Source organism: Variovorax sp. Varisp46, from assembly GCF_059491885.1.
In genome coordinates, this window is record NZ_CP168515.1 from 3899751 (window position 1) to 3921962 (window position 22212).

The 22212-nt window shown below is 65.4% G+C and carries 26 protein-coding genes; 12 read left to right on the top strand and 14 right to left on the bottom strand.

The annotated features are described in order from the left end of the window. The first annotated feature begins 34 nt into the window (after positions 1–34). The 3 genes from ACEN9N_RS18420 to ACEN9N_RS18430 are packed head-to-tail and all read left to right on the top strand — an operon-like array spanning position 35 to position 2898. Positions 35–1006, top strand: coding sequence for a Bug family tripartite tricarboxylate transporter substrate binding protein (locus tag ACEN9N_RS18420; protein WP_413313979.1), 972 nt, complete (start codon positions 35–37; stop codon positions 1004–1006). Next, positions 996–1697, top strand: coding sequence for an SDR family NAD(P)-dependent oxidoreductase (locus tag ACEN9N_RS18425; RefSeq protein ID WP_495654213.1), 702 nt, complete (start codon positions 996–998; stop codon positions 1695–1697). The genes ACEN9N_RS18420 and ACEN9N_RS18425 overlap by 11 nt, the downstream gene beginning before the upstream one ends. 34 nt (positions 1698–1731) lie before the next feature. After that, a complete protein-coding gene (locus ACEN9N_RS18430; RefSeq protein WP_007828997.1) occupies positions 1732–2898 on the top strand; it encodes a mandelate racemase/muconate lactonizing enzyme family protein in 1167 nt (388 codons plus the stop codon). A gap of 120 nt (positions 2899–3018) precedes the next feature. On the opposite strand, the gene ACEN9N_RS18435 is transcribed toward ACEN9N_RS18430, so the two are convergent. Further along, positions 3019–4002 carry a tripartite tricarboxylate transporter substrate-binding protein gene (locus tag ACEN9N_RS18435; protein WP_413333513.1) on the bottom strand — a complete coding sequence of 328 codons (984 nt, stop codon included), beginning with the start codon at positions 4000–4002 and terminating at the stop codon, positions 3019–3021. Positions 4003–4197: 195 nt separating this feature from the next. Between ACEN9N_RS18435 and ACEN9N_RS18440 the strand changes: the two genes are divergently transcribed. Together ACEN9N_RS18440 and ACEN9N_RS18445 are read left to right on the top strand one after the other, a co-directional pair. Beyond that, positions 4198–4746: a MarR family winged helix-turn-helix transcriptional regulator gene (locus tag ACEN9N_RS18440; protein WP_495654214.1), complete on the top strand. Its 549-nt coding sequence runs from the start codon at positions 4198–4200 to the stop codon at positions 4744–4746. Between the two features lie 80 nt (positions 4747–4826). Further along, entirely contained in the window at positions 4827–5273 is a 447-nt protein-coding gene (locus tag ACEN9N_RS18445; RefSeq protein WP_007828992.1) for a universal stress protein, read from the top strand. 22 nt (positions 5274–5295) lie between these two features. On the opposite strand, the gene ACEN9N_RS18450 is transcribed toward ACEN9N_RS18445, so the two are convergent. The 4 genes from ACEN9N_RS18450 to ACEN9N_RS18465 form a co-directional block, all read right to left on the bottom strand. Further along, entirely contained in the window at positions 5296–5520 is a 225-nt protein-coding gene (locus ACEN9N_RS18450; protein WP_495654215.1) for a polysaccharide deacetylase, read from the bottom strand. Between the two features lie 103 nt (positions 5521–5623). Then, complete coding sequence (locus tag ACEN9N_RS18455) at positions 5624–6700, bottom strand: helix-turn-helix transcriptional regulator (RefSeq protein WP_007828987.1); 1077 nt, start codon at positions 6698–6700, stop codon at positions 5624–5626. Positions 6701–6832: 132 nt separating this feature from the next. Continuing rightward, a complete protein-coding gene (locus tag ACEN9N_RS18460; protein WP_495654216.1) occupies positions 6833–7162 on the bottom strand; it encodes a hypothetical protein in 330 nt (109 codons plus the stop codon). Then, positions 7163–7615 carry an Lrp/AsnC family transcriptional regulator gene (locus ACEN9N_RS18465; protein ID WP_413313972.1) on the bottom strand — a complete coding sequence of 151 codons (453 nt, stop codon included), beginning with the start codon at positions 7613–7615 and terminating at the stop codon, positions 7163–7165. It abuts the gene before it with no gap. A 208-nt stretch (positions 7616–7823) separates the two neighbouring features. Between ACEN9N_RS18465 and gcvA the strand changes: the two genes are divergently transcribed. Genes gcvA through ACEN9N_RS18480 form a run of 3 tightly spaced genes read left to right on the top strand, consistent with a single transcriptional unit; the run spans position 7824 to position 10115 of the window. After that, positions 7824–8771, top strand: coding sequence for a transcriptional regulator GcvA (gcvA, locus tag ACEN9N_RS18470; protein ID WP_413313971.1), 948 nt, complete (start codon positions 7824–7826; stop codon positions 8769–8771). After that, positions 8768–8971 (top strand): hypothetical protein, encoded by a 204-nt coding sequence (locus tag ACEN9N_RS18475; protein WP_042672740.1) that lies wholly within the window; start codon positions 8768–8770, stop codon positions 8969–8971. Before gcvA ends, ACEN9N_RS18475 begins: the two co-directional genes overlap by 4 nt. A gap of 1 nt (position 8972) precedes the next feature. Next, positions 8973–10115: a saccharopine dehydrogenase family protein gene (locus tag ACEN9N_RS18480; RefSeq protein WP_413313970.1), complete on the top strand. Its 1143-nt coding sequence runs from the start codon at positions 8973–8975 to the stop codon at positions 10113–10115. Positions 10116–10238: 123 nt separating this feature from the next. Here the strand turns inward: ACEN9N_RS18480 and ACEN9N_RS18485 are convergent, their stop codons facing one another. After that, on the bottom strand, positions 10239–10634 hold the full coding sequence (locus tag ACEN9N_RS18485; protein WP_007828978.1) for a hypothetical protein: 396 nt from the start codon (positions 10632–10634) through the stop codon (positions 10239–10241). 240 nt (positions 10635–10874) lie between these two features. On the opposite strand from ACEN9N_RS18485, the gene ACEN9N_RS18490 reads away from it, so the two are divergent. After that, positions 10875–11147, top strand: a complete 273-nt coding sequence (locus tag ACEN9N_RS18490) for a hypothetical protein (RefSeq protein WP_495654217.1) — start codon at positions 10875–10877, stop codon at positions 11145–11147. Positions 11148–11799: 652 nt separating this feature from the next. On the opposite strand, the gene aroQ is transcribed toward ACEN9N_RS18490, so the two are convergent. From aroQ to ACEN9N_RS18520, 6 genes are read right to left on the bottom strand one after another with little or no spacing between them, the layout of a single operon-like run. Further along, positions 11800–12246, bottom strand: coding sequence for a type II 3-dehydroquinate dehydratase (gene aroQ, locus ACEN9N_RS18495; protein ID WP_007828976.1), 447 nt, complete (start codon positions 12244–12246; stop codon positions 11800–11802). A gap of 22 nt (positions 12247–12268) precedes the next feature. Beyond that, a complete protein-coding gene (gene aroE, locus ACEN9N_RS18500) occupies positions 12269–13090 on the bottom strand; it encodes a shikimate dehydrogenase (RefSeq protein WP_007828974.1) in 822 nt (273 codons plus the stop codon). 13 nt (positions 13091–13103) lie between these two features. Further along, positions 13104–14333 (bottom strand): CaiB/BaiF CoA transferase family protein, encoded by a 1230-nt coding sequence (locus tag ACEN9N_RS18505; protein WP_413313967.1) that lies wholly within the window; start codon positions 14331–14333, stop codon positions 13104–13106. Next, positions 14330–14782, bottom strand: coding sequence for a MaoC family dehydratase (locus tag ACEN9N_RS18510; protein WP_413333543.1), 453 nt, complete (start codon positions 14780–14782; stop codon positions 14330–14332). The genes ACEN9N_RS18505 and ACEN9N_RS18510 overlap by 4 nt, the downstream gene beginning before the upstream one ends. Before the next feature lie 34 nt (positions 14783–14816). After that, positions 14817–15200, bottom strand: a complete 384-nt coding sequence (locus ACEN9N_RS18515) for a VOC family protein (protein WP_007828955.1) — start codon at positions 15198–15200, stop codon at positions 14817–14819. After that, positions 15197–16126: a ketopantoate reductase family protein gene (locus ACEN9N_RS18520; protein WP_007828954.1), complete on the bottom strand. Its 930-nt coding sequence runs from the start codon at positions 16124–16126 to the stop codon at positions 15197–15199. Before ACEN9N_RS18520 ends, ACEN9N_RS18515 begins: the two co-directional genes overlap by 4 nt. Positions 16127–16215: 89 nt before the next feature. On the opposite strand from ACEN9N_RS18520, the gene ACEN9N_RS18525 reads away from it, so the two are divergent. From ACEN9N_RS18525 to ACEN9N_RS18535, 3 genes are all read left to right on the top strand, one after another. Further along, positions 16216–17160, top strand: a complete 945-nt coding sequence (locus ACEN9N_RS18525) for a LysR family transcriptional regulator (protein WP_007828953.1) — start codon at positions 16216–16218, stop codon at positions 17158–17160. 239 nt (positions 17161–17399) lie between these two features. After that, entirely contained in the window at positions 17400–18422 is a 1023-nt protein-coding gene (locus ACEN9N_RS18530) for an alpha/beta fold hydrolase (RefSeq protein ID WP_495654218.1), read from the top strand. Between the two features lie 52 nt (positions 18423–18474). Further along, a complete protein-coding gene (locus ACEN9N_RS18535; protein ID WP_495654219.1) occupies positions 18475–19923 on the top strand; it encodes an aldehyde dehydrogenase family protein in 1449 nt (482 codons plus the stop codon). A 303-nt stretch (positions 19924–20226) separates the two neighbouring features. Here the strand turns inward: ACEN9N_RS18535 and ACEN9N_RS18540 are convergent, their stop codons facing one another. Together ACEN9N_RS18540 and ACEN9N_RS18545 are read right to left on the bottom strand one after the other, a co-directional pair. Further along, positions 20227–21108, bottom strand: a complete 882-nt coding sequence (locus ACEN9N_RS18540; RefSeq protein WP_007835746.1) for a LysR family transcriptional regulator — start codon at positions 21106–21108, stop codon at positions 20227–20229. Between the two features lie 18 nt (positions 21109–21126). Beyond that, on the bottom strand, positions 21127–22212 hold the full coding sequence (locus ACEN9N_RS18545; RefSeq protein WP_007835747.1) for an ABC transporter ATP-binding protein: 1086 nt from the start codon (positions 22210–22212) through the stop codon (positions 21127–21129).

The following is a 22212-nucleotide window of genomic DNA, read 5'->3' on the forward strand; positions in this document are numbered from 1 at the left end:
GTGCCCCGATGAAAAACACAAGGAGACAAGAGACATGCAACGCAATCATTTCCTGCGCACCGCGCTGGCCGCCCTCGCGCTGGCCGCCGCGTCCACCACCGGCTTCGCGCAGACCTGGCCCAGCCGCCCGGTACGCATGGTGATCCCGTTTCCGCCGGGCGGCACGCTCGACACCATCGGCCGCCTGCTGGCGCAGAAGCTCGGCGAGCAGACGGGCCAGAGCTTCATCGTGGAGAACCGCGCCGGGGGCAACGGCATCATCGGTGCCGACGTGGTGTCGAAGGCGCCGGCCGATGGGTACACGCTGCTGTTCAACGCCTCGACCTTCACCACCGCGCCGATGACCATGAAGTCCGTGCCCTACGACGTGGTGAAGGACTTCACGCCGGTGGCGCTGGTGGCGAAGGCGCCGCTGTCGGTGGCCGTGAACAAGAACCTGCCGGTGAGCGACGTGAAGTCGCTCATCGCGTATGCCAAGGCGCACCCCGGCAAGATGACCTTCGCGGTGGGTTCGATCGGATCGGCGGGCCATCTGTCGACCGAGCTGCTCAAGCGCGCGGGCGGCGGGCTCGACTACCTGATCGTGCCGTACAAGGGCACCGCGCCCGCGTTCCAGGACCTGATCGGCGGGCAGATCGACGGCTTCATCGACCCTATCCTCGGTTCGCTGCAGTACCACAAGAGCGGCATGCTGAAGGTGATCGCCGTCACCTCGGCCGCGCGCGCCGCGAGCCTGCCGAACGTGCCCACGGTGGGCGAGAGCATCCCGGGCTACGAGTTCTACAGCTGGTACGGCCTGTGGGGTCCGGCGAAGCTGCCGGCCGCCGTCACGCAGCGGCTGAACACCGAGGTCAACAAGGCGCTGGGCACCGACATGCGCGAGACGCTGAATGCGCAGGGCCTGCTGCTGACGCCGGGCAGCGTCGAAGACTTCGTGAAGTTCCAGGCCGACGACATGGCGCGCTCGAAGAAGATCATCGTGGAGGGCAACATCCATGTCGAATGAAGCTGCCCCGCACGCAGTGGTAACGGGCAGCAGCGGCGGCATCGGCCGCGCCATTGCGTCCCACCTGCTGGAGGCGGGTTGGCACGTGAGCGGACTCGACCTCGCCGCGCCGACGCTGTCTCACGAGCGCTTCGTGCATGTAGCCGTCGACCTGTGCGATGCCGACGCCATCGCGCGCACGGCCGCCGCGCTCCAGGACGCGGATGCGCTGGTGCATGCAGCGGGCGTGCTGCGCGTCGGCCCGCTGGGCGCGCTCGACCACGCAGGCGGCGAGCTGATGTGGCGCCTGCATGTCGACGCGGCCACGCGGCTGGCCGACGCGCTCGTGCCCGCGATGGCCGCGCGCGGCCGCGGCCGCGTCGTGTTCGTCGGCAGCCGCGTCGCGCAGGGCCTGCCCGGCCGCGGCCAGTACGCAGCCACCAAGGCAGCACTGATCGCGCTCGCGCGCAGCTGGGCCGCGGAGGTCGCGGCGCAGGGCGTGACCGTCAACGTGGTGTCGCCCGGCGCCACGCAGACCTCGATGCTGCAGGACCCGGCCCGCGCAGGCAGCGCACCGCGCATGCCGCCCATCGGCCGGCTGATCCAGCCCGAGGAAATCGCCGCGCTCGCGGGCTTCCTGCTGTCGCCGAACGCGGCGGCCATCACGGGGCAGGACATCGCCATCTGCGGCGGATCGTCGCTGCACCGCTGAACTTTCCTCCTTCTTTTCTCCAGAACCACCGACCATGAAAATCGTCAACATCCTCGAGTCCACCCGTCCCATCAAGTCGGACATCCGCAACGCCTACATCGACTTCTCGAAGATGACCTTGAGCCTCGTGGCCGTGGTCACCGACGTGATCCGCGACGGCAAGCCCGTCGTCGGCTACGGCTTCAACTCCAACGGCCGCTACGGCCAGGGCGGGCTGATCCGCGAGCGCTTCCTGCCGCGCCTGCTGGAGGCCGAGCCGGCATCGCTGCTCGACGAGACCGGCGACAACCTCGATCCGCACAGGATCTGGGCCCGCATGATGATCAACGAGAAGCCCGGCGGCCACGGCGAGCGCTCGGTGGCCGTGGGCACCATCGACATGGCCGTGTGGGACGCCACCGCCAAGATAGCCGGCAAACCGCTGTACCAATTGCTCGCGGAGCGCTACGGCACCGGCACGCCGGACCCGCGCGTGTTCGTGTACGCGGCCGGCGGCTACTACTACCCCGGCAAGGGCCTGGAAGGCCTGCAGCGCGAGATGACCAGCTACCTGGAGCGCGGCTACTCGGTGGTGAAGATGAAGATCGGCGGCGCCACGCTGGCCGAAGATTGCGAGCGCATCGAGTCGGTGCTGAAGATCCTCGGCCCCGGCCAGCAGCTCGCGGTGGACGCCAACGGCCGCTTCGATTTGCAGACGGCCGTCGACTACGGCCGCGCGCTGTCGCAGTACCCGCTGTTCTGGTACGAGGAGGCCGGCGACCCGCTCGACTACGAACTGCAGGCCAAGCTCGGCGAGGTGTACGCCGGCCCCATGGCCACGGGCGAGAACCTGTTCTCCATGCAGGACGCGCGCAACCTCATCCGCCACGGCGGCATGCGGCCCGACCGCGACTGGCTGCAGTTCGACTGCGCGCTGAGCTACGGGCTGGTGGAGTACCTGCGCACGCTCGAGATGCTGAAGGCACACGGCTGGTCGCCCTCGCGCTGCATTCCGCACGGCGGCCACCAGATGTCGCTGGCCATCGCGGCCGGCCTCGGGCTCGGCGGCAACGAGAGCTACCCCGACCTGTTCCAGCCCTACGGCGGATTCCCCGACGGCGTGAAGGTACAGAACGGCTACGTCACGCTGCCGCCGCTGCCGGGCATCGGCTTCGAGGGCAAGGCCGACCTGATCACCGAGATGCGCGCACTAGCAGCCTGAAAGCAAGCACGGCCGGTCTGTTCGTGGGGCACCGCGGAACCGGCTTTGCCGGGCCGCAGGTGTCGCCCCCGGCGAGGAGGTAGGCGAAGCGACACGAAGTGCGCGAAGCCTGGGGGAGTATCAAGGATGAAAGCCGGAGCGGCGCACGACCGGCTCCCATTGCTGGCGATAGTTCTTGAGCATCTGCGCGGTCTCGGCCGCGTTGCTGACCACGGACGTGATGTAGAGCGCGTCGGCCGCCTTCTGCAGTCCCGGGTCTTTCATGACGTCGCGAATCGCGTTGGACAGCACTTGCACCTTGGCGGGCGCCATCGTGCTGGGCGCGAAGAAGGTGTTCCAGCCGTCGGCATCGATCTTCATGCCGGCTTCGCGGAAGGTGGGGACGTTGGGCGCGAAGCTCGCGCGCTTCTTGCCTGACGTGGCCAGGATGCGGATCTTGCCGGCCACGTGCTGCGGATAGAGCGAGTCGAGCGTGTCGATCGCGATCGGCAGGCTGCCGCCGCTCAGGTCGGCCGACAGCGGCGCCGAGCCGCCATAGCCCTTGATCTCCGGCTGCACGCTCAGCGCATCGCCCACCATCAGGCCGAAGAAGTGGGGCAGGCTGCCCGTGGCCGGCACGCCGAAGACCGCCTCTTCAGGGTGCGCCCAGAGCCGGCCCACGAGGAACATCGCGCGGTCGAGCTGGAGCTTGTTGCCGACCGCCAGCGCAAAGTCGTAGCTGCTGACTTGCGAGACGGGCACGAAGTCCTTGTCGGGGTCGTAGCCCGCGTCCTTGAACACCAGCGGCGCGACCACCATCACGGCGGGGTTGCCGAGCATCAGCACGTTCTGCCCCGCGGGGGCGCGCTTCACTTCCCTGGCCGCGAGCCGGCCGCCCTCGCCCGGACGGTTTTCCACGCTCACCTGGATGCCGAGCTTCGGCGTCAGCCGCTCGGCGATCAGTCGCGCGATGCGGTCGGTGCTGCCGCCCGCGGCGTAGCCGACCACGAGCGTGAGCGGTCCGCCCTCCAGCGCGGCGGGCGCCTGGGCATGGACCAAGGGGGCGCAAGCGGCCAGGGCGACGCCCCACGCCATGAGCTTGCGCCTGGAAAGAAATACGGGCATCGGTTCTCCTGCGGACAGTTGTCGTGAACGGGGGCGCGCACGGCTTTCACGGCGAAAATCGCGCGCCCGGACTGTTTCCATTCGTTCAAATTTGTTACCGGTTTATACGCATACACAAACAGTTGATCTAATTCACTATCCGTTCGCCGAGGCGGGCGAACCACATTTCCTGCCCCTTCTCCTTCCGTCATTCCTATGCAACAAGCTTTTCCCGATGCAGCAGCGTTGCGCTCGCCCCGCTCCCTGGACGATCTGCTGCTGTACCGGCTGTCGCGTGCCGTGCGCGCAGGCAGCGGCATGGCGACCCGCCTGGTCGAGGGGGGCTTCGGCATCACGCGCCGCGAGTGGGGCATGGTCGCCACGCTCGCGCAGGAGGGCGAGATGACCTCGTCGACGCTCGCCACGCATCTGTACCTGGACCGGGTGCGCACCTCGCGCGGACTGCGCAGCCTGGTCGAGAAGAAGCTGGTGGAGCGGCGGCAGGACTCGCAGGACCGGCGCGAGGTGCATGTGCAGCTGAGCGCTTCGGGCCGGCAACTGTTCGGCCGGCTGTTTCCGCGGATCGCAGAGCTGAACACGGAACTGCTGGAAGGCATCGAGCCTGCGCACCTCGACATCTTCCTGCAGTGCCTGCGGCATCTGGAACAGCGTGGAGTGCAGTTGCTTGCACAGGGGGTGGTCGCGGAGAAGGCGGACCGCCGCTCGGGGGGAACGCGGCATCGGTGGCCGGAGCGCGGGGGCTGACGGTGCCCTTGCATGGCCGCAATCGCGAACTAGACTGAAGCATGAGGGCACCCGCGGTGCCGGGGGCCAAGGAGCGTGCCATGTACAAGCGTGTTCTTGTCCCGACCGACGGCTCTGCGCTGTCGGAGCAAGCAGTCAATACCGCCATCGAGCTGGCCTTGTTGACCAATGCGGAACTGGTGGGCGTCACCGTCGCGCACATCGAGCCCGTCGGCTACTTCGAAGGCTCGATGATGCTGAGCCAGCGGGACATCCAGGCCTCTCAGGCGCAGACGGACCAGGCCGCGCAGCACCTGGTCGACAGGGTCGCAGCCCTCGCGCTCGGCAAGGGGGTTCGCAACGCGCAGGCCATCGTCATGAAGTCGAACCAGGTCGCCGAGGCCATCATCGCGACCGCGAAGAACCAGCAGTGCGACCTGATCGTGATGGCCTCGCACGGGCGGCGCAGCCTGGCGCGCCTGCTGATGGGCAGCGAGACGCTGCATGTGCTGACGCACTCGCACGTTCCGGTGCTGGTGCTGCGATAGGCAGCTCGCCGCTGGCGCCCGTTCAGGCCAGGCTCGGTTCGCCGTCTGCCTGGGGCTCCTGAGCCTCCTGATCCAGCCATTGCAATTCACTCAGGAGGTACGGCCTGGAAAGAGTCATTCCGTCCAGCCGGACGCGCACAGCCAGGCCATACACCTTGGTGATCGTTCCCGGCTTTCCCTGAAATTCCACCCGCGCCCCTCTTCGGACGGGGACCCTGAACTGGGCGTAGATTTCCTCGATATTCATCGCAAGGGTTCCTGTGAGCATTTGGCCGGAGAACCGCGGTGATGGTTGTGTGGTCTGGTCATTTCGTAGGGGGCAAGCAGCCGGAGGCTGCATCGCGGATGCGTCATCCCGGATTCGGTTCCGCAGACGATGGGTCGCGGGGAGGACGCGAGCATGAATACGTTTGAGGCTGAGCCACCGGCTCCTCATGCTCGGCAGCGCATTCCGCGTGTCCGACCGCGCATTCACGCTCGCCATCGGCCATGACCGCGCTCGGCGCCATGCCGAAACGAGCTCGAAAACGCCGTGAGAAATGCGCAGCCGATACAAAGCCGCAGCGGGCGCAGATCTCGCCGATCGTGGCGCTGCCGCGCCGGGCTCCTCGCAACAGGCCATGGGCCCGCTCCAGCCTGTGCGCCATCAGCTCGGCGCCGAAAGTCATTCCGTCCTGGGCCATCCGCGCATGCAGGCTGCGCACCGAGATGCCCAGCTTCTCGGCGACGACCTGGGGATTCAGGGCGGGATCGGCATACATCTGTTCGACGACCTGCCGCACCTTGCGCCTGAAGAAGCTGCGCTCCCTGCGAACCGTCGTCAGCTCCCCTTCCCTTGCGCCAAGAAGAACGGCATGCACGGCTCCAACGAGCAGATCGGACAGCCTCTCGGATTCGGCCTTTTCGAACGCATGCGGCCACGCGCTGAGCATGCGCATCTGGCCGGCCAGAAGGTGGAGTGCGGCGTTTTGTGGCTGGGGGCGCGCAATCAGGCTTTCAACGGCACTCGCGTGAGGACCCAGCGCCGCAAAGGGTATGGCCAATGCGAGCATGCTGACCGACTGCCGATGGTCGAGCCGGTATTCACGCCTGCCGTCGATCAGGAACGGCTGCCCCGGCGCCGCCTGCATGCCTCGTTCGAGTTGCAGGACGTCGCATTTCCCCGAGGTATAGAGATCGATGAAGAGAAACGGCCGTTCGAGGCGTGCCAGGTCCGAGGCCGTGCACTCGACGTCATGCGGCGAGCAGACCTGCACATGGTTGAGCGCCAGCTCCTCGAAGCCGCGCGTCGTGAGCGTGGCTTCGAAATCGTCGGGCCACGGCACGTTCGGGGTCACCGGCGTCTTCGCCTTCTGGCCCGCCTCGCGCCAGAATTCCGCTCGGCGCTTCGGCTCGATGTGCAGCGTCGACCATCGGTTGAAAATCATCGCGCAGCAGGGCGATCGGGGTCCGCGATCTGTTTTCGATCCGGCACCGGAATCACAGCCATTGCAGGGTGTGCCCGATATTTCCTCTTTCGCCCCGCCCTCCCTTCACTCGGTTTTCGGGCGAGAGAATAATCACAAAATCGATTTTTCCGCGATGGACTTGTCTATAAGCGCAGGAAAAATTGACTCCTGGCGCAGTTCGCCCTCCAGCCCGGCTCGCCCATCGCGTAGCCAGCAGCGTCTCGATGTCGTGTACGCGGCGCCCTGTGGCGCAGGGTCGGCCTGCTTCACGATGCGCTCGGGCGATGTGCCAGTGACCACGTGGAACCGGACCGGAATGCCATGGCGGAAAAAGGTCTCGGGATTACCGATGTCGCCCGGCGGCCGCGAAAAGCGCGTGTCGAGCATCAGCACGCCGAGGAAGGCGCCGGCATTGCGGGTCATGTCCGTGGGGCTGGCCATTCACTCCACCGTGCTGCGGCGGTCGATCTTGCGGCTCAGCACGATGGAGGTGTGCGTCTGGTTGATGCCGTCGATCTGCCCCATCTGGTCGAGGAGCTTGTCGAGCTGTTCAGGAGTGCCGCAGCGCAGCAGGACCATGTAGTCGAACTGGCCGCTCACGGCCCATACCTCCTCCACCTCGGGCAACCGCTCGAGCGCCTTGATGGTCGCGGGGGCGCCCTTCGCATTGACGCTGAGGCCGCAGAAGGCTCGCACCGCGGCCTGTTCGAGCCGCTGGCCAAGGCGCACGCCATACCCCGAGACGATACCCTCGCGCTCCAGCCGGGCAATGCGTGCGACCACGGTGGTCCGTGCGATCTTGAGCTTGCGCGCGAGGTTGGCGGCAGGCTCGCGGGCGTTGGCTTGGAGCAGCGTCAACAGATGGCGGTCCAGGTCGTCGAGTCGTAGGTCCATGGCGGCCCCTGCAGCGGAAATGAGTGGATTGTGACCCGCGCGAAGCGAATGCCCGGGCGCCGGTGTCCGGAGCATCACCATCGTCAACGCAGCGGTCGATGGACAGCGAGAAGCCGGAACAATTTCATGTCAAACTGGAATCAACACGGGCCGTCATCTGCCACGCTTTATTAAAGAATGACGCCAGCGATCTTACGTTTTAGTCATCATGTTCAGACGCGAATTTCTTCCCCCCATGGGCCAGCTGCTGGCCTTCGAAAGCGCGGCGCGCCACGCCAGCATCTCGCGAGCCGCGCAGGAACTCCACCTGACGCAGAGTGCCATTTCGCGGCAGATCAAGCTGCTGGAAGAGCAACTGGGCACGGCGCTTTTTCATCGCGTACGGCAGCGCGTGGTGCTCACCGAAGCCGGCCGCGTGTATGCGGCCGAGCTTCGCGGCGGCCTGGACAGCGTGTCCAACGCCACCCAGCGCGTGGTGACCATGGGCGGGATGGGAGAGGTGCTCAACCTCGCGGTGCTCCCGACATTCGCAACGCGATGGCTGATCCCGCGCATGAAGCGTTTTGCCGCGCTGCATCCGGGCGTGACGGTCAACTTCGCAGCGCGGACCGAGCCCTTCGATTTCGCGCGCGAGCCCTTCGACGCGGCGATTCACTTCGGCGCCGATTTCTGGCCGGGCGCTTCTTGCGACTATCTGCTCGGGGAAAGCGTGGTCCCGGTGTGCAGCCCCGAGTTCAAGCGCCGCAGTGGCATCCACACGCGCGAGGACCTTGCGGGCCAGTGCCTTCTTCATCAGTCGTCGCGCCCCATGCAGTGGTCGGAGTGGTTCGAGCAGGTCAAGGTGAGCGCCGCGCATGCGATGCGCGGCCCGCGCTTCGAGCACTTCGCCATGCTCGCGCAAGCGGCGGCGAATGGCCTCGGCGTTGCGCTGGTGCCGAAGTTCCTCATCGAAGAAGAGCTGGCCTCCGACCGGCTGGTGGTGCTGTTCCGCGAGGCGCTGCTGACGCAGCGGGCCTACTACGTGGTGGTGCCGGAAGTTGCCGCCGAAAATCGCCTGGTGCTGGCGTTTCGCGATTGGCTGGTGGCCGAGGCGGCCGCGTCGCGGCCGTCGGGTGCCTCGTCGAAATCGACTCCGCCTGCGGCCGCCGGACGTTGAATCGCCTCGAGCAGCGGCTGGGCAAGCAGGATCACAAGGAGCACTCATTCGAGATCGAGATTGGAAGCGCCCAACCTGACGAACCGCGTCGTCGAAACGACGAAGCGTTCAGCCCTTTCGCCGATCTGCTCTCTACCATCCGTCAAGACTCGCTTCTACAGTTCTTTTCACAGGGCAACGGTGCCCCGCAGGAGAAATGAAATGACGAAAGTGAAGATCGAAAATGTGCTGGTCCTGGGCGCCGGCAAGGTCGGCAGCACCGTGGCCGACATGATCGCGGAGTACCACCGCCTGCCCGTGACGCTGGCCGACGTGAGACCGGGCCGCAATGATGAAAACGACCCGCTGGTGCGGCGCATTGCGCTCGACGTCGAAAACAACGAAGACCTGCGCACCGCGCTGCGCGCGCACTCGGTGGTGATCAACTGCCTGCCGTTCTTCCTCGCGCAGCGCGTGGCCACCGAAGCGGCGGCATGCGGCGTCCACTACTTCGACCTCACCGAGGACGTGGCGGCAACGAAAGCCATCCGCGACATATCGAAGACGGCCACCTCGGTCCTCATGCCCCAGAGCGGCCTGGCGCCCGGCGTGATCGGCATGCTCGGCGGCTATCTTGCCAGCCGCTTCGACGAACTCTACGACCTGCGCCTGCGCGTGGGCGCCCTCACGCGCAATGCCACCAACAGCCTGCGCTACAACTTCACCTGGAGCATCGACGGCGTCATCAACGAGTACTGCAACCCGTGCGACGCCATCGTGAACGGCCAGCTGGTGTCGGTGCAGCCGATGGAAGGGCACGAGACCTTCACGCTCGACGCCGAGGCCTTCGAAGCCTTCAACACCTCCGGCGGCCTGGGCACGCTGTGCGAGACGCTCGCGGGCAAGGTGCGCAACCTCGACTACAAGACGATCCGCTATCCCGGCCATTGCGACGCGATGAATTTCCTGCTGCACGACCTGCGCCTGATCGAGCGCCGCGACCTGCTGCGCCAGGTGCTGGAGCATGCCGTTCCGCACAGCCGCGAAGACGTGGTGATCCTGTTCGCCTCGGCCTCGGGCCGTCGCGACGGCCGCTTCGAGCAGGAGACGCGCGTCGCGCGGGTGTTCGGAGCGCCGCTGCGCGGCAAGGACCGCACCGCCATCGAGCTGACCACCGCCGCCGGCGTCGTCGGCGTGTTCGAGCTGCTGCGGCAAGGCAAGCTTCCCGCGCTCGGCTTCGTCGGCCAGGAGCAGGTGCCGCTCGGGCAGTTCCTCGCCACCAAGGTCGGCCACTATTACCAGGGGCTCGGCGTGGCGTCTTCCGCACCTGCGCCCAGGCCCAAGGGCGAGCCCGCGCACGCCTGACCGCCTCTCTGGCCAACCGCGTGCTGCCGGTGTATTCCTGGCTCGCCAGCAAGGAGCTCGATCCGCTGGCGCCGAGGCCCGGACACGTCGCGTACCTGGCTTGGGGGTTGTCGCTTCGTACCGTTACTCGAACCGTATCTCGGCCACCGTAGGCGCATTCGGTTCCCTGGTGTTGGCGTTCGCGAGGGCGCCGTCCTTTTCGATCCTGAACCAGTAGCGGCACCCGGTTCGCGAAATCATCGTCACGCACATCGCACCATCGGGGTTGAGAAACCATTTGCCCGACGCTCGGCCGGGGCCGCTCCGGTTGGCGAAGTCCACGCGGCCGTCGGCGTAGAACTGCCAGCTCGAGACCATGCCGGTCGCGAGATTGTTTGAAACGATGGGTTTGCCGATCAAGGTGCTCTCGATCTCGGTCTTGCTCAGAAACACGCGATCATGAGTGGGCGCCGACTCATCGGAGATGGCGGGGACGGCAGCAATGCAAAGCAGCGTGCGGATGGCGTAACGTGTGAACATGACATGCCCTTCTGACGTCGCCGAAAACGTCATTCGGAGGGGGCAAGCTCGGCCAGAATGTTGGCCCGTCGCGCTGAGGTGCGCGCGGTGGCGAAGTTGTGCTTCGACAAGTCTGCTCAGTTGAATCATTTCCTCTAGTAGTGGTCGGCTGTCATCCAGCCAGGTTCGCTTGAACGCATGCGTGAATGCATCCATGTACGGTTGCATGCGGGAGCCGGCGCCCCTCGGTGCGTGCACCGCTTGATCAATGAACGTTCTCGTTTTGCCGCCAGCATTCCAGGAAGCCGGCACGCATCGCGATGCGAGCCATCGACTTCAATGGCGTTACAGGGCATTAACCAAAAAGTACCCTTGTCCGGTGCATTGGGTAAGACCCATGCGCAGGAATATGGCTTGCTTTTTTCTGCTTTCCACGGCCTCTCGGGGCGGTTGTTGCCAGAAAGCGGATCGACAAAGGCGGTGTTCGATTTCAGCAATGACACAACGGTGCTCCGATTGCCCTTCGGTGAGTGACCGAAGAGCGGTCTGAGATGGCGGTCGGAGGCGACTTCGCAAGACGCCGGAGATCGCGGGAATGCACTGTGAAGGCAACTTCGATCCTGCTTGTATTTCGTTGTGTCGCATGTACTGCGCTTGTAGCACTCATGATCTGGCTGCCCTGGTCGGTGTCGAATATCTCAGCGACCTCCCGAGGCCGTGCAACGCAGCCGCCTGACGCTTTTCGCCAATCGCCGGGAGCAGTGCTGCCATTGCCGCGAGGCACCCGTGGTGTGCCAAGATCGAGGCGCTGGGCCTGCAGGTGGCCGGCGGCAAGCCCGAAGCGTTCCAGAAGGTGGTACGGGCGGACGCCGCCATCTACGCGAAGATCATCAAGGACGCGAACATCCGCCTGGCGCCCTGAAGCTGCGCCACCGCTGCGCGCCAGTGCCGCGCACATGGCGCAGGGGCCTGGATCGACGGATTCCCGAAGGGCCTGGGGATGGGCCGCGCGTCGGCGCGCATCCTTGTCGCTGGAGCGTACTCGCTGGGTAGTCTGCCTTCGTGCAGAACCGCTTTCGGCAAGGCCGTTCAGCTCCTGCACGCGCGGTACCGGGCACTCGCCGCAGGCGGCCGGAGGTCGGCTTCCGCAGCAAAGCCGACCTCCGCTTCCCACACAAGCTGAGGATCAGTTCTGCGCTGGCGTCGCAGCGGAAACGGCTGCGCGCAACCCCAACTCATAACTGTCTACGCCGAAACCGCAGATCTGCCCCCGCACGATCTCTGCGAAGACCGAGTGGTGGCGGAACTTCTCCCGCGCATGGATGTTCGACATGTGCACCTCCACCACGGGCACCGTCAGAATGGCCAGCGCATCGCGGATTCCGTAGCTGTAGTGCGTCCATGCACCGGCATTGATGAGCACTGCGTCCACGCCCTCCGAGAAGGCGCGATGGATGCGCTCGCACATCTCGCCCTCGCTGTTGGTCTGAAAGCTCTCGATCCCGGCACCCAGCTCCTTGCCCAGAGCTTGCAGCCGCTGGTCGATTTCCTCGAGGGTTGTCGTGCCGTACTGCTTCGGATCGCGCTTGCCGAACATGTTGTGGTTGATGCCGTGAAGCATGAGGATCTTCATGATGCGTCTCCGAAATGAGCTGTCAGACCAAGGGAATGGTCATGCGGTCGATCACGGCGCGGGTGTCGGGGCGCACGCCGCGCCACCATGCGAAGGCTTCCGCGGCTTGCTCGACCAGCATGCCGACACCATCGGCCAGCCTTGGCACGCCGGCGTTTTGCGCCAAACGCAGGAAGGGAGTGAGCCCTTTGCCGTAGGCCAGTTCATACGCCAGGCGCGCGCCCTGCAGGGCCTCGACCGGCAAGGGCGGCAACTCGCCCCTGAGACTGGCTGAGGTGCCGTTGATGACGATGTCGAATTTTTCGCCCGAAAGATCACCGTAGGCGCATCCCTCGACCTTGCCGTGAGCCGCGAACTGCCTTGCAAGATCGTCCGCCTTGCCCTGCGTACGGTTCGCGAGCACCAGCACCGCTGGTTGCTGTTCGAGAAACGGAAGCAGTGCGCCACGGACCGCACCACCGGCGCCGAGCACCAACATGCGCGCCCCCTTGAGTGCGAAGCCAAGGTTGCGTTGGATGTCATTGGTGAGCCCCAGGCCATCGAAGTTGTCGGCCACGATGCGGTCACCCTCGAACTTGAGTGCATTGGTCGCGCCTGCAAGTTGCGCGCGTTCAAGCCTTTCCGTGGCCAAGGCAAAGGCCTGAAGCTTGAACGGCGCCGTCACGTTCATGCCGCGTCCGCCAGCGCTGCGAAATGCATGCAGATCGTCGGCGAAGTGATCGAGAGATCCTTCGATCGCGCTGTAGTCGATGTCCTGTCCGGTCGAGGCTGCAAAACTGCCGTGGATGTAGGGCGACTTCGTGTGCCCGATGGGGTTGCCGATGACGGCGTACTTGTCGGTCATCTCGAGAAGCTCCTTATGCGCTGTAAAGCACGCCGTCGGCCTGCATGTCTGCGATCTGTGCGGCGTCGAAACCCAGGCTGGCTGCGATTTCCGCGTTGTGCTCGCCCAACTCGGGCGCGACCTGCGTGATCGAGGTATCGCCGCCCGACATGCGGAAAGGCAGGTTCGGCAGGCGGATCTTTCCGAGCACCGGGTGGTCCTGCTCGACCACCATTCCGCGCGCCTGGATCTGTGGGTCGGCCAGCACTTCGTCGATGCGCTGGACCTTCGCGGCCGGCACGTCGATGCCGTCCAGCATCTTCAGAAGTGCCGCCACCGGTCTTGCCGATACCCAGGGCTTCACCACTTCGAGGATGCCGGTGCGCTGTGCGTTGCGACCCGCCGAGGTATGCAACATCGTGTCGGTGCCGAAGCCTGCCGGGCCACCTGTCTGTTCCACCAACGCAGCGAACCTCTTCCAGGCGTCGTCGACTTGCGCCGCGATGACGACGTCGCCGTCCTGCGCGCGGAACACGCCGTAGAGCGTCGAGTTGGGCATGTCGTGCCCTGTCTGCACCGGTACTTCCTTGCCTCCCGACAGCGTGTAGCACTGCACCGCGTATTCGTGCATCGACACCAACGTGTCGTACAGCGCCATGTCGATGTGCTGCCCGCGCCCGGACTTCACCCGACCGAGGAGGGCCGCATTGATGGCCGCCACCGCATGGATGCCGGTGTACATGTCGCCTAGCGAGATCCGCAGCAGAGGCGGCGCTTCACCGGGATTGCCGACCATCTGCATGATCCCGCTCTTGGCTTCGGCGATGAGGCCGAAACCGGCGCGGTGCGAGTCGGGGCCGGTATGTCCGTAGGCCGAAATCGAGCAGTAGACGAGGCCGGGGTTGGTCTCGGCCAGTTCGGCATACCCCAGGCCGAGCTTGTCGAGTGCACCGGGCCGGTAGTTCTCGACGAACACGTCGGCACTGTCGACGAGCTTCTTCATCAGTGCGCGGCCGCGGGGATCCTTGGTGTTGACGCTCAACCCCTTCTTGCCCATGTTCTGCTGCAGGAAGTAGCCGCTGTGGTCACCGACGAACCAGGCATGCTGGCGGCCTGCGTCGCCCGACCCCGGGCGCTCGACCTTGATGACTTCCGCACCCAGTGCAGCGAGGCAGCGCCCCACATACGGACCGGCCAGGAAGTGGCTGTAGTCGATGACGCGCATGCCAGCCAGCGGCAGCGCTTGTTGCGACGACGCGCTCATGCCGGCCTCCTTGGCACCATCACGCGGTGCTCGCCCTTCTGCACGACCTCATCGCGCTGGTTGATCAGTTCGGACGGCAGCACGAGGATGCCCCAGCCCGGCTTGCTCTTCGATTCGCGCTTGGTGCCCACGTGGAACCTCACTCGCACCGTGTCGCCCAGCTTGATCGGGCCAACGAAGCTCCATTCCCAGCCCAGCGACATGCCGGGCATGAAGCGCAAGTCGCTCCTGGTCTTCAACCCGTCGGCGATCGACAGGCCGAACAGGCCGTGTGCCACGCGAGTGCCAAACGGCGTCATGCGGGCATAAGCCTCGTCTGTGTGCACGGGGGTGTGGTCGCCGCTGAGGTCGGCGTAAGCCATCACGCGCGCCTCCGTCACTTCGTAGGGCGGGCTGACGCAGGTGGCGCCGACGACGGCGTCGTCCCAATACTTGTCTTCGATGGTCAGTGATGTCATGGGTGTCTCTCCTGGATTGAAAGGTTCAGGCGCGTGGATCGATGGCAAGCGCGCGGGCCACGGTGCCTGCGCTGGCCTGGATGAATTCGACGGCCAGGCCATCCGGCAGGCGCAGCCAGTTGCGGCCTTGCGGCATCTCGGTGACGCCGAAGGCTTGTGCAGCGGCGAGTGCGGCCTCGAGGTCTTCGCACATCACGCCGATGTGGCCGAGGCGGCCCTCGGGTCCGGCGTAGTCAGGCTTGGCCATGAACTGCATGCCGCCGAGCGTCCAGTATTGGATGGGCTCCTCGACGGTGCCTTGCACCTCGCGCATCGTCATGCCGCAGACATCATGAAAGAACCGGATGTGCCAATGGATGTCTGCCACCCAGATGGCGACATGTTCGACGTAAGCGCGCGGACGGGTCATTTCGCCTCCATACGGCGTTCGATGCCCTTGATGGCAGCGACCAGCGTCTGATTCACCGGGGTCGGCACGCCGTGTTTCAGGCCCGCGCGCACAACGGCACCGTTGATGAAGTCGATCTCGGTGATGGAACCCTTCTCCAGGCTTTGCAGCATCGAGGTCTTGAACTCGTAAGGAAGCCCTTCGGCGGCCATCATCCAGGCGTCGCGCGGCGAACCGATGGACAATTTCACGCCACCCGCTTCGGCAACAGCCATTGCTTCGCCCACTGCTGCAAGGGCCGCTGCCTCGATCTCCGGCACTGCGTAGAGGCTGCCGTACACCTGCCCCGTGATCGCACTCAATGCACCCGTGGAGACGTTGATGAGGAGCTTGTCCCAGATCACGCCCATGATGTTGTCGCTGACCTCGCACGGCAGCGCAGCGCGTTCGAATTCGGCGGCAATGGCCGCAGCCCGTGCACTGATGCGGCCACCGAGTTCGCCGATCACCGTGCGCTTGTTGCGTGTGCCCGCGATGATGTGGCCCGGCCCGAGGAACACGCCGCCGACATAGGTCTTGCCGGCTAGCACATGCTCCGCGCCGGCGACCTCCGCCAGGATGTCTTCATGCCCCATTCCGTTCTGCAACGACATCACGGCGGTGTCCGGACCGACGACGGACAACGCGCCCTCGATGGCTGCACGCGTATGGAAGGACTTGACCAGCACGATCACCAGATCGGCCGGAGGCAAACCTTCGACGCTGGTGACGGCACGCACCTTCACCATGCGCTCGTTGTCGCCGTCCTTCATGCGCAGGCCATCGCGTCGGATGGCGTCGACGTGGGCCTGGAACGGATCGATGAGCGTCACATCGGAGCCACCCGCCGCGAGGGTGCCCCCGATGGCGCATCCGAGGGCGCCTGCGCCCAGAAAGTAGATCTTCATGCGTGTCTCCTGATGGAATGACACAACGATAGTTTTTTCAGGCCATGTCGCCAATGACATGGATGAAATGATCTACATTCCGTTTTGAAATGGAAGCGGACGACTATCCGACGGATACGGGGACCGGCATGGTCAGCGTCAAGCTGCTGTGCCTGTTCGACCTCGTCTACAGCACACGCAGCGTGACGCGCGCGGGTGAGCAGATGGGGCAGAGCCAGCCGACCGTGAGCAATTGGCTCGGCCGCTTGAGAAAGCAACTCGGGGACGAACTCTTCGTGCGCACGGTCGACGGCATGCAGCCAACGCCGCGCGCGACGGAACTCATCGTTCCTGTACGCGAAGCCTTGGCGGCATTGCGTCGTGTCGCTGCGCCCGAGCCGGCCTTCGAGCCGGCCAGCGCCACGCGGCGCTTCCGCATCTGCATGACCGATGCGAGCCACATCACATTGCTGCCGCAACTGCTGGCGCACGTGCGCGCGGCTGCGCCGGGCATCGTCCTGGAGGCCGCACGCATCGACGAGCAGACCGGGCCGGCGTTGCAATCGGGCCAAGCCGACCTGGCCATCGGCCTTGTGCCTTGGCTCGAGTCAGGTTTCTTCCAACAGGTGCTCTATCCGCAGGACTGGGTGTGCCTGGTCAACGCCAAGCATCCGCGTGTGAACGGCAAGCGCATGGGCTTGCGCGAATACCGGGCCGAAGCGCACGTCGGCATCTCCGGTGGAACTGGCGTTCAGTTGCTGGAAGCCGCGCTGCAGCGTCACCGCGTGGTGCGACGCATCCTGCTGGAACTCCCGGGATTTCTCGGTCTGGCCGCGATCGTGTCGACCACCGACTTGATCGCCACGGTGCCGCGGCAGATCGGCGAGACGCTGGCACGGACAACCGGCCTTTCGGTGTTCGATTGCCCCGTGCCCGTGCCGCCTTTCACAGTCAAGCAGCACTGGCACGCCCGATACAACCAGGATCCGGCGAATCGTTGGCTGCGAGGCCTGTGCGAGCACCTGTTCGCGCGAAATTTGCGAAAGGCTCAGTGAAGGCCGTGCGCGCCTGGTGGCAACGAGTACCCGCTTACTTTGCAAACGACTGGCCTGCGCGAATGCTCCGATTGAAATTTAGTGTTGACGAAGCCGGCCCAGATACAGAGGCATACGCAAACCGGGCTCCAGACGCTCCGCGCGCCGAACAATCTTCCCATCAGTCCGGAAGCGCATGCGGATCCGGCTGACCACCATTCCGGTGCTCATCAATCACTTCGGATTCAAGGAAATTTCAAATGACCGATTCCTCTCAGTTGCCCCGTCGCTCTTTCCTGGCCAAGGCGGCGCTCGGCGTGGCTGCCGTCCAACTGACTTCGATCGTGCCCGCCTTCGCCCAATCTGCCGGCACAGGCGCCGTCAGACGCCTCGAGCCGCTCAAGAGCATCGACGCCGGCAGCCTCAGCATCGGATATTTCGAAGCAGGGCCGGCCAACGGCGCGCCTGTGATTCTTCTGCACGGCTGGCCCTACGACATCCACATGTTCGTCGACGTCGCACCACAGCTGGCCGCCGCGGGCTTCCGCGTGATCGTGCCGTACCTGCGCGGCTATGGCACCACCCGCTTCCTGTCGGCCGACACCCCGCGCAACGGCCAGCAGTCGGTCGTCGCCGTCGACATCATCGCGCTGATGGACGCGCTGAAAATTCAGTCAGCCGCCGTTGCCGGCTGCGACTGGGGCGCGCGCACGGCGTGCATCATGGCCGCGCTGTGGCCGGAGCGCGTGAAGGCGCTGGTGTCGGTCAGCGGCTACCTGATCGGCAGCCAGGAGGCCGGCAAGATCCCGCTGCCGCCGCAGGCCGAGTTGCAGTGGTGGTACCAGTACTACTTCGCGACCGAGCGCGGCCGCGCGGGCTACGAGAAGAACCGCCACGACTTCGCCAAACTCATCTGGCAGATCGCATCGCCCAAGTGGAACTTCGATGCGGCCACCTTCGATCGCAGCGCCGTCGCGTTCGAGAACCCCGATCACGTGGCCATCACCGTGCACAACTACCGCTGGCGCCTGGGCCTGGCCGACGGCGAGGCGAAGTACCAGGCACTGGAAGACCGGCTCGCCAAGGCGCCCGTGATCGGCGTGCCGACCATCACGCTGGAGGGCGACGCCAACGGCGCGCCGCACCCCGAGCCCAGCGCCTATGCGAAGAAGTTCTCGGGGCGCTACGAGCATCGGCTGGTGAGCGGCGGCATCGGCCATAACCTGCCGCAGGAAGCACCCGAGGCCTTCGCAAAGGCCGTGATCGACGTCGCGCGCGGGTGAGTCGCGTCCGCCGTCGTCGAGCAATCACCCCCAAGGCACAGGAATACAAGCCATGTGGAACATCCATCAGGCATACATCGATGGGACCTTCGTGCCCGTACAGGGCAGCGAGCGGCTGGAGATCGTCAACCCCGCAACCGAGCAGGTCATCGGCACAGTGACCTTGGCGAACCGCGACGATGCGAAGCGAGCGATCGATGCGGCCAATCGGGCACAGCCGGGGCTGGCCGGCAGCACCAAGGCACAGCGCATCGAGATGCTCAAGCGCCTCGAGGCGGCCGTGCTGGCGCGCACCGACCAGATCTGCGAGGCCACGATCGAGGAGTACGGCGGCCCTTTGGCCCGCTCGCAATGGGTCAGCAACTACGCCTCGCAATGCTTCGCGAGCACGGCACGGATGCTACAAGACTACGTCTTCGAACGCCGCTTGGGCGACGCCACCGTGGTGATGGAGCCCGTCGGCGTCGCCGGCCTCATCGCCCCCTGGAACAGCACGGCCGGAAGCATTTGCAGCAAGTTGGCATCGGCCATCGCCGCGGGCTGTGCCTCGGTCGTCAAGCCCAGCGAGTTGGGCCCGCTGCAGGCGCAGGTCGTGACCGAGGCATTGCATGACGCGGGCCTGCCGGCCGGCGTCATCAATGTACTGCTCGGGCGCGGCGGCGATGTCGGCGACGAGATCTCCACCAACCCGGGAATCGCAAAGATCTCATTCACCGGTTCCACGCAGACCGGCAAGCTCATTGCGCGCGCGGGCCTGGATACCATGAAGCGCGTGAGCCTGGCGCTTTCGGGCAAGTCGGCCACCGTGATACTGGACGACGCCGACCTGGTCGCCGTGTTGCCCATGGCGCTGAACGCGGCCTTCATGAACAACGGCCAGGCCTGCGTGGCCGGCACGCGACTGCTGATCCCGAACGTGCACATGACGCAGGCGATCGAACGCCTGCAGGCCACGGTGGCCGCCATGCGCGTGGGCGATCCGCGCGACGCCGCCACCGCCGTCGGGCCGCTCGCGAGCAAGGCGCAGTTCGAGCGCGTGCAGCATTTCATCCGCCGCGGTCTGGCGCAGGGCGCGACGCTCGTGGCCGGCGGCGAAGGCCGCCCGGACGGTCTCGACAAGGGCTGGTTCGTGCGGCCCACCGTATTCGCCGGCGTGCGCAACGACATGGACATCGCACGCGAGGAAATCTTCGGGCCGGTGCTCTCGGTGATCGGCTATGACGACGAGGATGAAGCCGTTGCCATCGCGAACGACTCCGTGTACGGCTTGCAGGCCTACGTCTTCTCGTCGCAGCCGATGCGCGCGCTCGGTGTGGCCTCGCGGCTGCGCGCCGGCACGGTGCTGGTCAATCGCATCACGCCCGAATTGATCGCGCCATTCGGCGGCGTCAAGCAGTCGGGCATCGGCAGAGAATTTGGCATCTTCGGCATGGAAGCGTTCCTGGAGCCCAAGACCATTGCCATTCCGAACGGCCCTGTGCTGCCCCGTCAGCCAGCTTGAGCACGATCGCTCGCCGGTTGGGTTCACGGCCCCGCGCGCCGGGGGCACGCTCTACGCCGCCGAGTCTCCCAGCAACCGTTGGGCTGCTTGCAGATCTGCAGTCTCGAAGCCTTCGGTGTAGCGAGCGAGGACGCCCGCGAGCCCAGACCGTACGTTTATCTCAGGTCCAGACTCGCGATAGCTAGAGCCACCCGAACACCCGGCATGAAGAGCCGTGCGATCGCGGCGACGTTGATTCCGACAACGAGCATCCAGAGGTAGTGGCGCATACTTCTCCACGTGCATATTGGTGGGCCGCCGTCTTCATTGAGCCCAGACTGCCTGGATCACCGAAGACATCGCCACGATCAGCGGATCGCTCGCACGCTCAGCCGAAGTGACAAAGAACAACTGCGCGTCGATCCTGGCCGCGCTCCAGACCATCCAGTCTTCCCGCTCGGCACCCAGCACGGCAACCTCCTCCCGCAAGAGCGCGCAGCCGCTGCCTGAGCGAACAAAATCATCCAGTCCGCTGGTGTCCTCGCTTCGCAGGACCACATTGGGATCGAGCCCCTGCTGCTCGAACAAGGAGCGCAGCATCTGATGGACATGTGATTCGATCGCGCCGTCGATCCATGGAAGGCTCGCCAGAAAGCGCCAGCCCCAGCTGTGCATCTCGGGCTTCAGCCGATTGGGAATCGCCACGCGATAGCTGAGCGATCGCAGAGGATGCCACTGCACGTCGCGTGGCGGATTCGGTGCCACGATGAGTGCGCAGGACAATCCACCGCCCCGCACCTGATCCAGAAGGTGCAGCAAAGGCAGGCTGCGCGTACGAAGCTCTACCAGAGGCAGCCCCTGCTGCATGCCTCCCAGCAACGCGCCGAGCCGAAGAAACTCGGGCGTCTCGCCCGGCACCCCCAACTCGATGCTCCCTGAGAGTTCACCCTTCAGGCGCTGCGCCGTTGCTTGCATCTCGGCCGAGGACTGCAGCAGGGCCTCCGCACAGGGAAGCAGGCGCTCCCCCGCCCGGGTCAGGCTCAGCCGGCCGCCGGCGCGAACGAACAGGGCGATGCCGAGGTCCTGTTCCAGCCCTTTGATCTGCGCCGTCACGGCCGGCTGGGTGACGTGGAGTGCATCAGCCGCCTTGGTCACGTTGCCCAGCCGGGCCACAGAGACGAATGCACGGATCTGGTAGAGCTCCATGGTTCACGAACAAGCGCGTCAGGCTGCGAAAAGACGCACTTGGGAGGGCTCCAACCCGAGACTCACCGCGCATCCGGCGGGGAACTTGGAAAGACCCGCGTAGTGCGGTTGATCCACTTCGACGGCCTGGTTTCCGACCCGCACGCGATAGCGGGAAAACTCCCCGAGGAACTCGCTCGCTTCCACCGTTCCCGGCATCCATACGAAGCGCGCATCGCGCGCCGCGTCGACGACATCCACTCGCAGCGAATGCGGCCTGAACGTTGCCAGTACGCGGTCAGAGGCCGGAGCGTCCGACGGGAGCTGGAACGGCAGCCCTCCCACGCCGTCGATGTCGAGCGTCACGGTGTTGCCCTGGCGACTGCTGACGCGGCCGGCGAGGCAGTTCATCGTCCCCACGAAATTCGCCACGAACGGGTTGACGGGATAGTCGTAGAGCATCGCGGGACTGCCTACTTGCTGCAGCACGCCGCGATCCAGGATTGCCATGCGGTCTGCCGTCGTCATGGCCTCTTCCTGGTCATGGGTGACGAAAATGGTGGTAATGCCGAGCCGCCTCTGCAACGCCAGGAGCTCCTGGCGCATCTGTACGCGCAGCGACTTGTCCAGATTGGAGAGCGGCTCGTCCAGCAAGAGCACCTGTGGCTCGATGACGATGGTGCGCGCCAGCGCAACACGCTGCTGCTGGCCGCCGGAGAGCTGGCTCGGCTTGCGCTTGGCATAGCGCAGCAGGTCCACGGTCTCGAGCGCGGCCGCCACCTTGCGCTTGATTTCCGACCGTCCGACCCGGCGTTCCACCAGTCCGAATGCAACGTTGTCCCACACGTTCAGATGGGGCCACAGCGCATAGCTCTGGAACACCATGCCGATGTTGCGTTTCCATGGGGGCATGCCGCTGACGTCCTTGCCATCCACGAGAAGCTCGCCGTGCTGATGCTGGTTGAAGCCGGCGATGAGCCGCAGCAAAGTGGATTTTCCGGACCCCGAAGGTCCCAACAGCGCAAAGAACTCGCCAGGCTCGATGAGCAGGTTGACGTCCCGCAGGACTTCCGTCGCTCCGTACGCGAGCCGGAGATTGCGGCACTCGACACTTACTTTTTTCAT

What these genes read in the sequence shown, in the direction of transcription:
- gcvA (WP_413313971.1), top strand. Translation starts at nt 7,824, where the DNA reads ATGTTCAGACGCGAATTTCTTCCCCCCATGGGCCAGCTGCTGGCCTTC.
- ACEN9N_RS18520 (WP_007828954.1), bottom strand. Translation starts at nt 16,126, where the DNA reads ATGAAGATCTACTTTCTGGGCGCAGGCGCCCTCGGATGCGCCATCGGG.
- ACEN9N_RS18465 (WP_413313972.1), bottom strand. Translation starts at nt 7,615, where the DNA reads ATGGACCTACGACTCGACGACCTGGACCGCCATCTGTTGACGCTGCTC.
- ACEN9N_RS18515 (WP_007828955.1), bottom strand. Translation starts at nt 15,200, where the DNA reads ATGACCCGTCCGCGCGCTTACGTCGAACATGTCGCCATCTGGGTGGCA.
- aroQ (WP_007828976.1), bottom strand. Translation starts at nt 12,246, where the DNA reads ATGAAGATCCTCATGCTTCACGGCATCAACCACAACATGTTCGGCAAG.
- aroE (WP_007828974.1), bottom strand. Translation starts at nt 13,090, where the DNA reads ATGACCGACAAGTACGCCGTCATCGGCAACCCCATCGGGCACACGAAG.
- ACEN9N_RS18450 (WP_495654215.1), bottom strand. Translation starts at nt 5,520, where the DNA reads ATGAATATCGAGGAAATCTACGCCCAGTTCAGGGTCCCCGTCCGAAGA.
- ACEN9N_RS18505 (WP_413313967.1), bottom strand. Translation starts at nt 14,333, where the DNA reads ATGAGCGCGTCGTCGCAACAAGCGCTGCCGCTGGCTGGCATGCGCGTC.
- ACEN9N_RS18425 (WP_495654213.1), top strand. Translation starts at nt 996, where the DNA reads ATGTCGAATGAAGCTGCCCCGCACGCAGTGGTAACGGGCAGCAGCGGC.
- ACEN9N_RS18430 (WP_007828997.1), top strand. Translation starts at nt 1,732, where the DNA reads ATGAAAATCGTCAACATCCTCGAGTCCACCCGTCCCATCAAGTCGGAC.
- ACEN9N_RS18440 (WP_495654214.1), top strand. Translation starts at nt 4,198, where the DNA reads ATGCAACAAGCTTTTCCCGATGCAGCAGCGTTGCGCTCGCCCCGCTCC.
- ACEN9N_RS18480 (WP_413313970.1), top strand. Translation starts at nt 8,973, where the DNA reads ATGACGAAAGTGAAGATCGAAAATGTGCTGGTCCTGGGCGCCGGCAAG.
- ACEN9N_RS18530 (WP_495654218.1), top strand. Translation starts at nt 17,400, where the DNA reads ATGACCGATTCCTCTCAGTTGCCCCGTCGCTCTTTCCTGGCCAAGGCG.
- ACEN9N_RS18485 (WP_007828978.1), bottom strand. Translation starts at nt 10,634, where the DNA reads ATGTTCACACGTTACGCCATCCGCACGCTGCTTTGCATTGCTGCCGTC.
- ACEN9N_RS18525 (WP_007828953.1), top strand. Translation starts at nt 16,216, where the DNA reads ATGGAAGCGGACGACTATCCGACGGATACGGGGACCGGCATGGTCAGC.
- ACEN9N_RS18420 (WP_413313979.1), top strand. Translation starts at nt 35, where the DNA reads ATGCAACGCAATCATTTCCTGCGCACCGCGCTGGCCGCCCTCGCGCTG.
- ACEN9N_RS18460 (WP_495654216.1), bottom strand. Translation starts at nt 7,162, where the DNA reads ATGGCCAGCCCCACGGACATGACCCGCAATGCCGGCGCCTTCCTCGGC.
- ACEN9N_RS18445 (WP_007828992.1), top strand. Translation starts at nt 4,827, where the DNA reads ATGTACAAGCGTGTTCTTGTCCCGACCGACGGCTCTGCGCTGTCGGAG.
- ACEN9N_RS18535 (WP_495654219.1), top strand. Translation starts at nt 18,475, where the DNA reads ATGTGGAACATCCATCAGGCATACATCGATGGGACCTTCGTGCCCGTA.
- ACEN9N_RS18540 (WP_007835746.1), bottom strand. Translation starts at nt 21,108, where the DNA reads ATGGAGCTCTACCAGATCCGTGCATTCGTCTCTGTGGCCCGGCTGGGC.
- ACEN9N_RS18545 (WP_007835747.1), bottom strand. Translation starts at nt 22,212, where the DNA reads ATGAAAAAAGTAAGTGTCGAGTGCCGCAATCTCCGGCTCGCGTACGGA.
- ACEN9N_RS18455 (WP_007828987.1), bottom strand. Translation starts at nt 6,700, where the DNA reads ATGATTTTCAACCGATGGTCGACGCTGCACATCGAGCCGAAGCGCCGA.
- ACEN9N_RS18435 (WP_413333513.1), bottom strand. Translation starts at nt 4,002, where the DNA reads ATGCCCGTATTTCTTTCCAGGCGCAAGCTCATGGCGTGGGGCGTCGCC.